At 68.7% G+C, this 12,585-nt stretch carries 13 protein-coding genes; 7 read left to right on the top strand and 6 right to left on the bottom strand.

Annotated elements, in window-relative coordinates; translation table 11 throughout:
- The first annotated feature begins 5 nt into the window (after nt 1-5).
- From ABZV44_RS18700 to ABZV44_RS18720, 5 genes are all read left to right on the top strand, one after another.
- Complete coding sequence (locus tag ABZV44_RS18700; protein ID WP_354837968.1) at nt 6-1,070, top strand: ATP-binding cassette domain-containing protein; 1,065 nt, start codon at nt 6-8, stop codon at nt 1,068-1,070.
- The gene (locus ABZV44_RS18705; protein ID WP_354837613.1) at nt 1,067-1,900 is read left to right on the top strand and encodes an antibiotic transporter; all 834 of its coding nucleotides are present in this window, start codon (nt 1,067-1,069) and stop codon (nt 1,898-1,900) included. Before ABZV44_RS18700 ends, ABZV44_RS18705 begins: the two co-directional genes overlap by 4 nt.
- Nucleotide 1,901: 1 nt before the next feature.
- Nucleotides 1,902-2,723: an ABC transporter permease gene (locus tag ABZV44_RS18710; RefSeq protein WP_354837615.1), complete on the top strand. Its 822-nt coding sequence runs from the start codon at nt 1,902-1,904 to the stop codon at nt 2,721-2,723.
- A gap of 84 nt (nt 2,724-2,807) precedes the next feature.
- Nucleotides 2,808-3,314 carry a peroxynitrite isomerase gene (locus tag ABZV44_RS18715; RefSeq protein WP_354837617.1) on the top strand — a complete coding sequence of 169 codons (507 nt, stop codon included), beginning with the start codon at nt 2,808-2,810 and terminating at the stop codon, nt 3,312-3,314.
- A 217-nt stretch (nt 3,315-3,531) separates the two neighbouring features.
- Nucleotides 3,532-3,729: a hypothetical protein gene (locus tag ABZV44_RS18720; protein ID WP_354837619.1), complete on the top strand. Its 198-nt coding sequence runs from the start codon at nt 3,532-3,534 to the stop codon at nt 3,727-3,729.
- Between the two features lie 19 nt (nt 3,730-3,748).
- On the opposite strand, the gene ABZV44_RS18725 is transcribed toward ABZV44_RS18720, so the two are convergent.
- The 3 genes from ABZV44_RS18725 to ispG form a co-directional block, all read right to left on the bottom strand.
- Nucleotides 3,749-5,548: a penicillin-binding transpeptidase domain-containing protein gene (locus ABZV44_RS18725; protein WP_354837621.1), complete on the bottom strand. Its 1,800-nt coding sequence runs from the start codon at nt 5,546-5,548 to the stop codon at nt 3,749-3,751.
- A gap of 88 nt (nt 5,549-5,636) precedes the next feature.
- Nucleotides 5,637-6,500 (bottom strand): GNAT family N-acetyltransferase, encoded by an 864-nt coding sequence (locus ABZV44_RS18730; protein ID WP_354837623.1) that lies wholly within the window; start codon nt 6,498-6,500, stop codon nt 5,637-5,639.
- 232 nt (nt 6,501-6,732) lie between these two features.
- Nucleotides 6,733-7,890 carry a flavodoxin-dependent (E)-4-hydroxy-3-methylbut-2-enyl-diphosphate synthase gene (ispG, locus tag ABZV44_RS18735; RefSeq protein ID WP_354837624.1) on the bottom strand — a complete coding sequence of 386 codons (1,158 nt, stop codon included), beginning with the start codon at nt 7,888-7,890 and terminating at the stop codon, nt 6,733-6,735.
- Nucleotides 7,891-8,074: 184 nt separating this feature from the next.
- Here ispG and ABZV44_RS18740 point away from each other — a divergent pair, with 184 nt between their 5' ends.
- A complete protein-coding gene (locus ABZV44_RS18740) occupies nt 8,075-8,797 on the top strand; it encodes an endonuclease V (protein ID WP_354837626.1) in 723 nt (240 codons plus the stop codon).
- Here ABZV44_RS18740 and ABZV44_RS18745 read toward each other — a convergent pair.
- Together ABZV44_RS18745 and dxr are read right to left on the bottom strand one after the other, a co-directional pair.
- Nucleotides 8,772-9,974 (bottom strand): M50 family metallopeptidase, encoded by a 1,203-nt coding sequence (locus ABZV44_RS18745; RefSeq protein WP_354837628.1) that lies wholly within the window; start codon nt 9,972-9,974, stop codon nt 8,772-8,774. The two genes, ABZV44_RS18740 and ABZV44_RS18745, sit on opposite strands and share 26 nt — an antisense overlap.
- A gap of 22 nt (nt 9,975-9,996) precedes the next feature.
- Nucleotides 9,997-11,136, bottom strand: coding sequence for a 1-deoxy-D-xylulose-5-phosphate reductoisomerase (gene dxr / locus ABZV44_RS18750; protein ID WP_354837629.1), 1,140 nt, complete (start codon nt 11,134-11,136; stop codon nt 9,997-9,999).
- A gap of 93 nt (nt 11,137-11,229) precedes the next feature.
- Between dxr and ABZV44_RS18755 the strand changes: the two genes are divergently transcribed.
- Complete coding sequence (locus tag ABZV44_RS18755; RefSeq protein ID WP_354837630.1) at nt 11,230-11,514, top strand: DUF2631 domain-containing protein; 285 nt, start codon at nt 11,230-11,232, stop codon at nt 11,512-11,514.
- Between the two features lie 231 nt (nt 11,515-11,745).
- On the opposite strand, the gene ABZV44_RS18760 is transcribed toward ABZV44_RS18755, so the two are convergent.
- Nucleotides 11,746-12,432, bottom strand: coding sequence for a hypothetical protein (locus ABZV44_RS18760; RefSeq protein ID WP_354837631.1), 687 nt, complete (start codon nt 12,430-12,432; stop codon nt 11,746-11,748).
- Between the last annotated feature and the right edge of the window lie 153 nt (nt 12,433-12,585).

The following is a 12,585-nucleotide window of genomic DNA, read 5'->3' on the forward strand; positions in this document are numbered from 1 at the left end:
AAACCATGACGGTCGCACCCCCGAGCAGCGTGCACACCGGCGTCGACGGCGTAGTCGTCGAAGACGTCGAGAAATCCTTCGGCGCGGTCCGGGCACTGCGCGGCATCACCTTCAAGGCCGCGCCCGGCGAGGTACTCGGCATCCTCGGACCCAATGGCGCGGGCAAGACCACGACGGTCAATATCCTGTCCACCCTCATCGCTCCCGACAGCGGGCGCGCCCTGGTCGCCGGGCACGACGTCGTCACCGACGCCGCCGCGGTCCGCCGATCCATCATGCTGACCGGGCAGTTCGCCGCCCTCGACGACGCCCTGTCCGGGTACGAGAATCTCGTCATGTTCGGCCGCCTCATGGGCCTGCGCAAACGCGCCGCCCGCGCCCGCGCCGACGAACTCGTCGAGGAATTCGACCTGGTGCAGGCCGCCGGACGCCGCGTCGGCACCTACTCCGGCGGCATGCGACGGCGCATCGACATCGCCTGCGGACTCGTGGTGCGGCCCGAGGTGGTCTTCCTCGACGAACCCACCACCGGCCTGGATCCGCGCAGCCGGCAGGGCGTCTGGGACCTGGTCGGCGGGTTCCGCAAACACGGCATCACCACCCTGCTCACCACGCAGTACCTCGAAGAGGCCGACGCGCTCTGCGACCGCATCATCGTCATCGACCACGGCCTGGTCATCGCCGACGGCACCGCCGACGAACTCAAGGCCCGCACCGGCGGCAGCTACTGCGAGATCGTGCCGCTGCGCATCGAGGACCTGCCCGCTATCGCCCGCGCCCTCGGCGACCTGCTGCCCACCGCCAATCGCGAAGCGCTGACCGGGGATTCGGACCGGATCGCCATCCCCGCGCCGGAGGGCGCCAAAACCCTCGCCGAGGCGCTGCGCCGGCTCGACACGGCCGGAATGGAACTCGTCGACATCGCGCTGCGGCGTCCCTCCCTCGACGACGTCTTCCTCCAGCTCACCGGGCACATCGCCAAATCCGAAGAGGCCGAAGATGATTCGCCGTCGGTCCGGTTCCGGACAACGGACGGGCGCTTCAGCGCCGAGGATCGGAACCGGGCATGACCGCCGTCGAGGCCGCACCCGCCGGGTGGCTCACCAACGTCCGCGCCACCCCCGCCACCCTCGCCCAGTGGTGGGTGCTCACGGTGCGGCTCATCGTGCCCTCGGTCAAAACCGGCGAAATCATCACCGCCATCCTGGCACCCGTCACCTTCACCGCCAGCTTCTACATCCCGCTCAACCGCGTGATGTCCTTCGCCGGACTGGGATTCAGCAGCTACGCACAGTTCATGGCGCCCATCGTGATCCTGCAGGCGTGCGCCTTCACCGCGGTCTCCGCCGCCTTCCGCGCCGCCACCGACGCGGTCTCCGGCCTCGACCGGCGCTTCGACGCCATGCCCATGCATCCACTCGTCCCTGCCGCGGCGCGCATGTCCTCCAATGTGTTCCGGCTGCTCATCGGGCTTGCCTCGGCCGTGGTCAGCACCCACGTGATCGGGTTCCGCTTCGTCGGCGGCACGGTGCACACCCTGGGGTTCCTGGCCCTCGGACTGGCCATCGGCATCGCGTTCTGTCTCGGCGCGGACGCCATCGGCACCGCCACCCGCAGCCCCGAGGCCACCACCCAGATGCTGGTGCTGCCGCCGCTCATCCTCGGCATGCTCTCCACCGGTCTCGCCCCCGCCCACCAATTCCCGCACTGGGTCCAGTTCTTCGTCCGCAACCAGCCGGTCTCCCAATTCGCCGAGGGGCTGCGCGCGTTCGGCGGCGACACCCTCGGCAAGGCCCACCCGGTGACCTGGTCCCTCATGCTGCCGCCGCTGCTGTGGCTCGTCGGCAGCACCGCGCTGGCCTGCTACTTCATCGCCCGGCAGAACCTGAAGAGGTCGTGATATGGCCACCCTCGACCGCCCCGAACTCGCCGACACCATCGTCTTCGGCGAAGGCTCGGCCCCAGCTCTGCTGCGGCACACCTGGATTCAGACCCAGCGCCTGCTGTTGCGCTGGGTCCGCGACCCCATCACGCTGCTCGAAACCCTCATCGTGCCGTGCCTGCTGCTGCTCATGCTCGACATCGTGGTGGGCTCACAGATCCAGAAGTTCTCCGGCCACAGCGCACTCTACGGATCCACCCCCATGGTGACCCTGGTCGGCGCGCTCTCCGGAACCGTGGCCAGCGGTGTCATGCTCGGCCGGGAACGGGAGGCGGGCATCCTGTCCCGCTTCTGGGTGCTGCCGGTGCACCGCGCCTCCGGGCTCGCCGCGCGCATCATCGCCGAGGGCTGCCGCATCTTCGCCGGAACCGTCGTGATCATCTGCTTCGGCACCGCGCTCGGCTTCCGCTTCCGGCAGGGACCGTTGCAGGCCTTCGCCTTCCTGTGGATTCCGGTGCTGTTCGGGCTGGCCTTCGCCACCATGGTCACCGCCATCGCCGTGTTCACCGCCAAGTCCACCCTGGTCGAGGCCGTCGCACTGCTGTCGTCACTGCTCATGTTCTTCAGCACCGGATTCGTGCCGCTCCCGGCCTACCCCCGGTGGATTCAGCCCGTGGTCCGCGATCAGCCCATGTCGGTCGCCGTCGACACCATGCGTGCGCTGGCCGAGGGCGGACCCGTGGCGGGCCCGCTGACGCGGACCCTCGCCTGGACCGCCGGCCTGATCATCGTGTTCGCCATTCCCTCCGCCTACGGCTACCGCCGGGCCAGCCGCCGCTGAGATCAATACCCCTATCCGGGAATGTCGGCGCCCGGGCGCGGCTACCTCCCGCGGCTACGCGCCGGGCCGATTAAGCTGTCCGCCGTGCTCGAACCCGAAACCACCGTCGCGCCGCACCCCGATATCGCCCACCTGGCCCCGCTGCTGGGCACCTGGCGCGGCCGCGGCCGCGGCGAATACCCGACCATCGAACCGTTCGAGTACCTGGAGGAAGTGCACTTCGGCCACGTCGGCCGCCCCTTCCTCACCTACCGGCAGCGCACCCGCGCCGCCGACGGCAGCCGGCCCATGCACAGCGAGGCCGGATATCTGCGGGCGATCAGCCCCGACCGCATCGAACTCATCCTGGCCCATCCCACCGGCATCACCGAGATCTGCGAGGGCAGCCTGGTGACCGAGGACGGCGAGCTGCGCCTGGAGCTCGACTCCACCTCGATCGGCCTCAGCAGCACCGCGAAATCGGTGACCGCGCTGGGCCGCACCATCGCCGTCGCGGGCGACACCCTCGAGTATTCGCTGCGCATGGCCGCAGTCGAGCAACCGCTGACCCATCACCTCGCGGCGACCATGCAGCGGGAAAACCGGCAGTGAACTTCGGGCTCCAACCCGGCCCGTAACCTGCCGCATCTCCGTCCAACCGGAATGCGGCAGCACACTTGCGGGTTGCCTCGGCATAAGTGACCGATTACCGTTTCTTCCATTGGCAAACAGTCAGCCAACCCTTAATGAGCACCGGATCACCACCGTGTTCGCCGATAGCGGCGAACGTTCGGGTCTCCCAACTCATCCCCAAACAAGGGAGAGGGACATGAAGCGCTCGGCCCTTCTGCTGATCACCACCGCAGGCATGATCCTCGCGGGTGCGGGCGTCACCGAGATCCTCGGTGACGCGTCGAATGACGGACCACCCGTCCGAGCCCTTGCCGACCAACGCTTCGTGACCGACAACTTCGGCGCGATCCATTCCGTCGCCTGCTCACGACTCGACACCTACAGCGAGCGCTGACCCTGCCGGGCGGTGGTCCTCAGTAGCCCGGAGGCAGCGCCGCCAGCATGTCCCGCGTCACCGCCACCGCATTGTCCGAACTGCCACCGCGCACCAGCAGGGTCGCCCAGGCCAGATCACCGCGGTAGCCGATGAACCACGAGTGCGAACCGCCGTCCACCTCGGCCTCACCGGTCTTCCCGTAGACCTCGCCCTGATCGATGATGCGCTCGGCCGTACCGCCGAGCACCACCTTGCGCATCATCAGCCGCAACCCGTTGATGACCTCCGGCTTCAACTGCGGCCGATCACCGGACACCTGGGTCGGATGACCCGCGATCAGATACGGCACGGGCGTCGAACCGTGCGCCACCGTCGCCGCCACCATCGCCATCCCGAACGGGCTGGCCAGCACCTTGCCCTGACCGATGCCGTCCTCGGCGCGCTGCACCGGATCATCGTCGGGCGGCACCGAACCCGACACCGTCGGCAGGCCCGCCATCGTGTAGTCCGGGCCCAGCCCCAGCGCGGACGCGGCGGTGCGCAGATCCTGGCCACCCAGCTCCGAGGCGAGCTTGGCGAACGAGGTGTTGCAGGAACGCTCGTAGGCGGTCGCCATGGCCACATTGCCGACGCTGAACAGGTCGTAGTTGGGAATCGTGCGCTCCCCCACCACGATCTGGCTCGGGCACGGCACCACGGTGTCCGGGGTGGCGTGGCCGGCGGTCATGGTCGCGGCCGCGGTCACCGTCTTGAAGGTCGAGCCCGGCGGATAGAGGCCGATCGCCGCCACCGGGCCGTCGGCATCGGCCGCCTCGTTCTGGGCGATGGCCAGCACCGCGCCGGTGGAAGGTTGCAGCACCACCATCATGGTCTGCTCGGTGCGGGCATCCACCGCGCTCTGGGCGGCGTTCTGGATGTAGCGGTCGACGCTGAGCGAGAACGACGGGGAGGTCTGGGGATCGACCTCCTGCAGCACGTCGGTGTCGACGCCATTGGCATTCACGGTCACCACGCTCCAGCCCGCCTTGCCGTCCACCTCGTCGATGACGGTTTTGCGGACCTCGGTCATGAGGTCGGGGGCGAAGTGACGGTCGGTGGGGACCAGATCGAACTCCTTGCTGAAGGTGACCCCGGACAGCCCCAGCAGCTGCGAATTCACCTCGCCGAACTCCCATTCCGAGAGCAGCGCCGCGGTGTAGGCGCCGTCGGCCTTGCCGGCCGCGCGCAACAGCGAGTCCGGGGTGAGGTGCGCGTCGAAGCGGTGCAGGGCGTTCGCCAGCGCCGCGGAGACCCTGGTCGGGTCGGACGATGCCGACGGTGTGAACAGCACCCGGTACAGCGTGCCCGGCACCATCACGTCACTGCCCGAGCGTTCGTTCACCCGCGCCCGGGGCGCGGGATTCGAACGCAGTTGCAGCGTCTGGGTATTGCCCAGCTGCGGGTGGATGTCGGCGGAGGACCAGCGCACCTGCCACTGCCCGTTGGCGCGGCCCATCTGCAGCTGGCCCTGGTATGTCCAGACGCGGTCCTTGGGCAGATGCCATTCGTAGGTGTAGTCGACGAGGGCGGTATCGCCGGTGACGCGGGCGGCGCCGGTGGTGGCCACCAGCTTCTCCGCCTGCAGCTGATCCCACGCCGAAGCCAGTGCGGCACCGGCCTTTTCGGGCTGGCTGGTGCGGTCGGCCGCCGCCTGCACCTCATGGTCGGCGAAGGCGGAGACGAAGGCCTCGGCTGCCTGCGCGGGGCCCTGCGGACCCGACGAGCAACCGGCCGCGGCGACGGTGACCGGGAGGGCGACCGCGGCGGCGATCAGTGTGATGAAGACCCGTGTTGACATCGAGTCAGATGCTAGAGCCAACTACCGGCAAACCGGCGCGACACACTGCACCGGAACGGATTTCACGCTCACATCACAGAGTGTGAACTCAATCCAGCAGCACGGTCGCAAAGGTGGCGACCTGGCGGAACCCCACCTTGCTGTACGCGCGGCGCGCAATTTTGTTGTAGCAGTTGACATATAGGCTGGCCGTGCGCCCGGAGGAGACCACCACATTGGCCACGGCCGCGGTGCCCGCCGTGCCGTAGCCCTGGCCACGCTTGTCCGGATGGACCCATACGCCCTGAATTTGTCCGGTGCGTCGCGACAACGCGCCGACTTCCGCCTTGAAGACGACCTCACCGTCCTCGAATCGTGCCCAGGCCCGGCCGGATTCGATGAGCCCCGACACCCGGCGGCGATAACTGCGCCCGCCGTCACCCGTGCGCGGATCGATCCCGATCTCCTCGGTGAACATCGCGACCGCCGCGACCAGATAGCGGTCGATCTCCTCAGGCCGCACCCGGCGCACCCGCAAATCCGGCGCAATACTCGCGGGCCGTTCCAGCGCGAGCAGCGGCTGATCCTCGCGCACCTCCCGCGGCGTCCCCCAGTGCTCCGCCAGCAACTCCCACAGCGGCAGAGCCAGCTCGCGCCGCCCCACCACCGACGAGCACAGGCGCGGCCCCTTGATCGCGCGCTCCGCGAAGGCCTTCATATCGTCGCGACCACCGCGCAGCGGAACCAGATTCGCGCCCGAGAAACACAGCGACTCCGCCGGCCCACCCCGGGTCCACAGTTCGCCGTACACCCCGCGCGGGTCCAGCCCGTACTCCTGCAGGCGCGCGGCGACCATACAGGTCGCCACCGGATCGGTGTCGAGCACACGCAAGACCTGCGTCAGATCGCGGTTCGCGAGCTGACGGGTCCCGGACGTCCGGCCCTTGCGAGTCGGCTCCAGCACACTCCGCACGCTCACAGCCTGCCAGAACTTCCCGCCCCGCGCCGCACGATTGTCCCCAACCGCCCACCCATCAGGCAAAAGCCCCAACCCCCAACCCAATCCAACCCCTCGGTACGACATCCGCCCCACATCACTCCGAACGCGGCGGCCGGTACGGGTGCCGGGCCGAGGCGCGAACGAGGAGCGGCCCGGGCGACAGCGGCGGTGATGCCGATGCGGACCGGGCCGAGTTGGGGTGTGGCTAGCCGGCGGTGACGACCGGGGCGCCGGATTCGGTGGTGTCGCCCATTTCCTCCGCGAGGCGCATGGCCTCCTCGATGAGGGTCTCGACGATGAGGTGCTCGGGGACGGTCTTGATGACCTCGCCCTTGACGAAGATCTGGCCCTTGCCGTTGCCGGAGGCGACGCCGAGATCGGCCTCACGGGCCTCACCGGGGCCGTTCACGACGCAGCCCATGACTGCCACGCGGAGGGGGACCTCCATGCCTTCGAGGCCCGCGGTGACCTGGTCGGCGAGGGTGTAGACGTCGACCTGGGCGCGGCCGCAGGACGGGCAGGAGACGATCTCCAGCTTGCGGGGGCGCAGGTTGAGGGACTGGAGGATCTGGGTGCCGACCTTGATTTCCTCGGCGGGCGGTGCCGAGAGGGAGACGCGGATGGTGTCGCCGATGCCCTCGCTCAGCAGCGAGCCGAAGGCGACCGCCGACTTGATGGTGCCCTGGAAGGCCGGGCCGGCCTCGGTCACACCCAGGTGCAGCGGGTAGTCGCACTGCGCGGCGAGCTGGCGGTAGGCCTCGACCATGATCACCGGGTCGTTGTGCTTGACCGAGATCTTGATATTGCCGAAGCCGTGCTCCTCGAACAGGCCCGCCTCCCACAGCGCGGACTCGACCAGCGCCTCGGGGGTGGCCTTGCCGTACTTCTCCAGCATCCGCTTGTCCAGGGAGCCGGCGTTGACGCCGATGCGGATCGGAATGCCCGCGTCACCGGCCGCCTTGGCGACCTCCTTGACGCGGCCGTCGAACTCCTTGATGTTGCCCGGGTTCACGCGCACCGCGGCACAGCCCGCGTCGATGGCGGCGAAGATGTAGCGCGGCTGGAAGTGGATGTCGGCGATCACCGGGATCTGCGACTTGCGGGCGATGGTCGCCAGCGCGTCCGCGTCCTCCTGACGCGGGCAGGCCACACGCACGATGTCGCAGCCGGACGCGGTCAGCTCCGCGATCTGCTGCAGGGTGGCGTTGACGTCATGGGTCTTGGTGGTGGTCATCGACTGGACCGAGACGGGGAACTCACTCCCCACTCCGACATTGCCCACCATCAGCTGGCGCGTCTTACGCCGCGGTGCGAGGACGGCCGCCGGTGCGGCCGGCATCCCCAAAGCGATGGCACTGCTCACGATCGGCTGCCTACTTTCGACTAAGTCCTCACCCTTACCGGCTCCGAGCTTACCGAGGCTCTGATACCGGTCGCCCTGTGACGGCGGCGACAAGGGTACCCGCGCGGGCCGCAGGACTCGGAATCGGCCCGGGGCCCACGGTTCATATTCGTTGCAATCGACGCGAAGGTTTACGCTCCGAACAGTGAAGGTAGCGAATCCAGAGCCGTGGCCGGCGACACCGGAAGAGGCCGCGGCACTGCAGGATCGGCTGCGCGCGCGGGTGATCGCCGCCAACCCCCGGCCACCGGAATTCCGCACGATCGCGGGGCTTGACTCGGCCTACGACGACGACGGCAATGTGGCGGCCGCCATTGTGGTGCTGGACGCCGCCACGCTCGAGACCGTCGGGACCGCCACCGCGCGCGGCACCACCGATTTCCCGTACGTGCCGGGCCTGCTCGCCTTCCGCGAGCTCCCCACCACCCTGGCCGCCCTCGAAAACCTCACCGTCACACCGGATCTGCTCGTCTGCGATTCCCAGGGCCTGGCCCACCCGCGACGCTTCGGCCTCGCCTGCCACCTCGGCCTCTTGACCGGTGTACCGACCATCGGAGTCGCCAAGAACGCCTGGGGCGAGTTCGAGGAGCCCGCCCCCGAGCGCGGCGCCTCCACCGTCATCACCATCGACGGCGACCCGGTCGGCCGCGCCCTCCGCACCCGCACCAACGTCAAACCGGTCTACGTCTCGGTCGGCCACCTGATCGACCTGGAGACGGCCTGCGCACAGGTCCTGGCCCTGACCCCGGAGTACCGTCAGCCCGAAACCACCCGCCGGGCGGATCGGCTCTGCCGCACTCTGCTGCGCGACATCTCGATCGAATCCGCAAGCGCGCCAACGGCTATGGGAACAGTTTCACCGGATTGACGATGTCGGCGACCAGGGTGAGGATCATGTAGGCGCCGCCTAGGACGACTACGACGTAGGTTGCGGGGAGCAGCTTCAGGTAGTCGACCGGGGCGCCGTCGGGGAGGCCCTTGCGGTTGCGGAAGAGGTTGCGGAGCTTTTCGTAGATGACGACGGCCATGTGGCCGCCGTCGAGGGGGAGCAGCGGGAGCAGGTTGAAGGCGCCGAGGAAGAAATTCAGGCTGGCCAGGGTCAGGACGAACATCGACCAGAGGCCGTGCTCGGCGGTCTCGCCGCCGATCTTGGAGGCGCCGTAGACGCTGACGGGGGTCTCCGGGTCGCGGGTGCCGCCGGTGACGGCGTGCCACAGGTCGACCACCTTGGAGGGCATCTGGGCCAGGGATTCGACGGTGCGCACCGCGATCTGGCCGGTGAACGCGCCCGACGCGGGGATGGCGGACAGGATGTTGTGCTGCACCGGCGCGTAATAGTCCTGGCCGACACCGACCTTGGCGACCGTCTTCGGGGTGCCGTTCTTCTCCTGGTAGACCACGGCCATCTGCGGGGTGACCGGAATCTGGAGGGTCTGACCGTCACGCTCGACGGTGTAGGTGAAGGTGCCGGTCTGCTTCTCCGTCTCGGCGCGGAAGTCGTTCCACGTCTTGATCTTGACGCCATTGACCGCGGTCACCTGGTCGCCACGCTGCAATCCGGCCAGCTGCGCGGGGCCCTCGCCGGTGCAGGGCAGCGCCTTCTGGTCCGGGCCCATATTGGCCACGCAGCTCATCGCCCCGAGCTGGGTGGCCGGCGGCTGATCGAAACGCGGCAGCCCCCAGCCCACCGCGAGCAGCACGATGAGCAGGTAGCCGATGAGGAAGTTCATCAGGATGCCGCCGGACATCACCAGCAGCCGCTTCCAGGTGGCCTGCCGGTACATGGCCCGGTCGAGGTCCTCGGGTTCGAGCTCGTCGAGTGCGGTCATGCCCGCGATATCGCAGAACCCGCCCAGCGGCAGCGCCTTGAGACCGTATTCGGTCTCGCCGCGCTGCCAAGAGAAGACCTTGGGCCCGAAACCGATGAAGTAGCGCCGCACCTTCATGCCCGTGGCCTGCGCGGTCCACATGTGGCCGCATTCGTGCAGGGCGACCGAGGCCGTGATCCCGAGGGCGAACAGTACGAAGCCGATCGCGTAGACCATCCGGTTCCGAGCCCTCCTGCTGTCAGCCGCGCACGATCGTGCGTGCGGTGTCGCGCGCCCACGTATCCGCCGCGAGCACCTCGTCCAAGCTACCGGGTTCGGCGCTCCAGCGGTCGGCGGACTCCACGACGCGCGCGACGGTGCGCACGATGTCGGGGAATCGGATGAGCCCGTCCAGGAAGGCCTGCACGGCGATCTCGTTGGCGGCGTTGTAGACCGCGGTCACGCAGCCGCCGGCCTTACCGGCCTGGCGAGCCAGCTCGACGGCCGGGAAGACGGTGTTGTCGACCGGCTCGAAAGTCCAGGTGGAGGCGGTGGAGAAGTCGCACGCGGCGGCCGCGCCGGGAACGCGGTCCGGCCAGCCGAGGGCGAGCGCGATGGGCAGCTTCATATCGGGCGGGCTGGCCTGGGCCAGGGTCGAGCCGTCGGTGAAGGTGACCATGGAGTGCACGATGGACTGCGGGTGCACGGTGACGTCGATGCGGTCGTAGTCGATGCCGAACAGCAGGTGCGTCTCGATCAGCTCGAGGCCCTTGTTCACCAGCGACGCCGAGTTCAGCGTGTTCATCGGCCCCATGGACCAGGTCGGATGGGTCTTGGCCTCGGCCGGATTCACCGACTCCAGCATCTCGGTGGTCCAGCCGCGGAAGGGTCCGCCGGAGGCGGTGAGCACCAGTTTGGCGACCTCGCCCGCGGTGCCGCCGCGCAGGCACTGGGCCAGCGCCGAATGTTCGGAGTCCACGGGCACGATCTGCCCCGGCTTGGCAGCCCGGGTCACCAGCGAGCCGCCCGCCACCAGAGACTCCTTGTTGGCCAAGGCGAGTCGCCGCCCCGATTCCAGCGTGGCGAGGGTGGGCTCCAGGCCGAGCGAGCCGACCAGCGCGTTGAGCACCACGTCCGCGTCGGTGCGCCGGACCAGCTCGGTCACGGCGTCCGGACCCGACAGCGCCACACCGAGTTTCGCGGCCGCCGCCTGATCGGCCACCGCCACGTTGCCGGTCCCGGTGGCCGCGATCTGCTGTGCCAGCAGGTCCGCATTTCCCCCGCGCGCCGCGAGACCCACCACTTCGAAGCGGTCGGGGTTGGCCGCGATCACCTCCAGTGCCTGCGTACCAATCGAACCGGTGCTGCCCAGCAGCAGAACTCTCACAACGTCGGACACGGGTCCATTGTCCCCTGCCCCCTGCTCGCTACGACGCTGGGTCGTATGTCACGATATTGGCCAGCAATCGATTCGAGCCGTAAAGGAGCCACAGTGGCCGCCACGGAACTGGAACCCGCGCACCCCTCTGAGGTTGTCACCAAGGTCGACACCGCCGAGGTTCCGTCCGCCGCGTGGGGCTGGAGCGGAGAGTCGCGCCGTTCCGCCCGCGCCGCCGGCTGGGTCGTCGTCGTGATCCTGCTGGCCATGCTGTTCGAGAACCAGCAGGGCAGCTCCTCGGGCACCGGCAATGTCGGTTACATCTTCCTGGTGCTGTTCGCGGCCGGTATCGCCTTCGTGCTGATCCGCGACTCCATCGTGTCGCGCCGCCCGCGCTAGTTCGATACGAAATCCCTTGCCCCACGGACATGTCCGTGGGGCATTCGGGTTTCGCCGTACCCTTTCGGCAGCACCAACGAATTCGGGCCGGATCGCCCCCCCGCGATCCGGCCCGAATTCTGTTGCTAGGCAATGCCTCCTGCACCGGCACTGCTGCTCCCCGCGGCGGGCGCGCCGCCCGCCGCGGCCAGGCCGGACCGCGGTGGTCCCGGTCCGGCAGTCGTTCAGCGGCTAGCTGGCCGGGGTGGAGTCCGGCGCGTTCAGGCGGTTGAACAGGCCGATGCCGACAGCGATGGCGGCGGGCCCGCCGACACCGATCAGACCGGCCGCGGCGCCCAGCGGGATGCCGATCGCGGCGCCGGCGACACAGCCCGCGATGCCGGTCGGAACCGACATGATCACGACACCGGCGATGGCGCCGCCCAGCGCGCCGATGGCGCAGCCGGCCACACCGCCGACGAGGGTGCCCAGCAGGGTGCCCATGGAGCTGGCGATACCGAACTGGTTGACCGCGGCGCCGAACGCGGCGTCCTGGTCGGCCTGGCTGGCGACGTCCTTGACCACGGGGGCCGGGAGAGCCGGGGCCGCGAAGCCGGCGGCCGGGTCCATGTTCGGGGTGAAGGTGGCGGTGTTGCCGTCGATCTTGGCGGCGACCGGGTGGGCGACGTCACCGGTGATGATATTCAGCGGGAACTGGGTGACCAGGCCGCCGTTGTTGTCACGCACCTGGAACTGGCCGTCCTGGGTGGTCAGCGAGCCCGCGTCGGTCTTCAGTACCACCGAAGCGCCATCGATCTTCGTGTCCCAGTGGATCCCGGGAGCGGCGGCCGCCGCGGGATCGGCATAGGCGGTCCCGGCGGAGATGCCGACGGCCGCGATGGCCAGGGCCGAGGTTGCGGCAAACTTCGTGTAACGCATACTTCTCGTCGCTTTCTTGATCGGGCGCTTCCCTCCTGGGAGCGAGGTCCTCATCGAGCACCCGGATCAAGATAAGTCAGCAAATGTTGCCTACTTGTTGCCAAACCGTAGCGAAGACACTCCTTAAAGTATGTTTTGCGTAAAGATGGCGTT

Source organism: Nocardia sp. NPDC004860 (genome assembly GCF_040609015.1).
Taxonomy (GTDB): domain Bacteria; phylum Actinomycetota; class Actinomycetes; order Mycobacteriales; family Mycobacteriaceae; genus Nocardia.

Coding starts and splice junctions, on each gene's coding strand:
- ABZV44_RS18700 (WP_354837968.1), top strand. CDS start 6: ATGACGGTCGCACCCCCGAGCAGCGTGCACACCGGCGTCGACGGCGTA.
- ABZV44_RS18725 (WP_354837621.1), bottom strand. CDS start 5,548: ATGTCAACACGGGTCTTCATCACACTGATCGCCGCCGCGGTCGCCCTC.
- ABZV44_RS18710 (WP_354837615.1), top strand. CDS start 1,902: ATGGCCACCCTCGACCGCCCCGAACTCGCCGACACCATCGTCTTCGGC.
- ABZV44_RS18720 (WP_354837619.1), top strand. CDS start 3,532: ATGAAGCGCTCGGCCCTTCTGCTGATCACCACCGCAGGCATGATCCTC.
- ABZV44_RS18745 (WP_354837628.1), bottom strand. CDS start 9,974: ATGGTCTACGCGATCGGCTTCGTACTGTTCGCCCTCGGGATCACGGCC.
- ABZV44_RS18705 (WP_354837613.1), top strand. CDS start 1,067: ATGACCGCCGTCGAGGCCGCACCCGCCGGGTGGCTCACCAACGTCCGC.
- ABZV44_RS18760 (WP_354837631.1), bottom strand. CDS start 12,432: ATGCGTTACACGAAGTTTGCCGCAACCTCGGCCCTGGCCATCGCGGCC.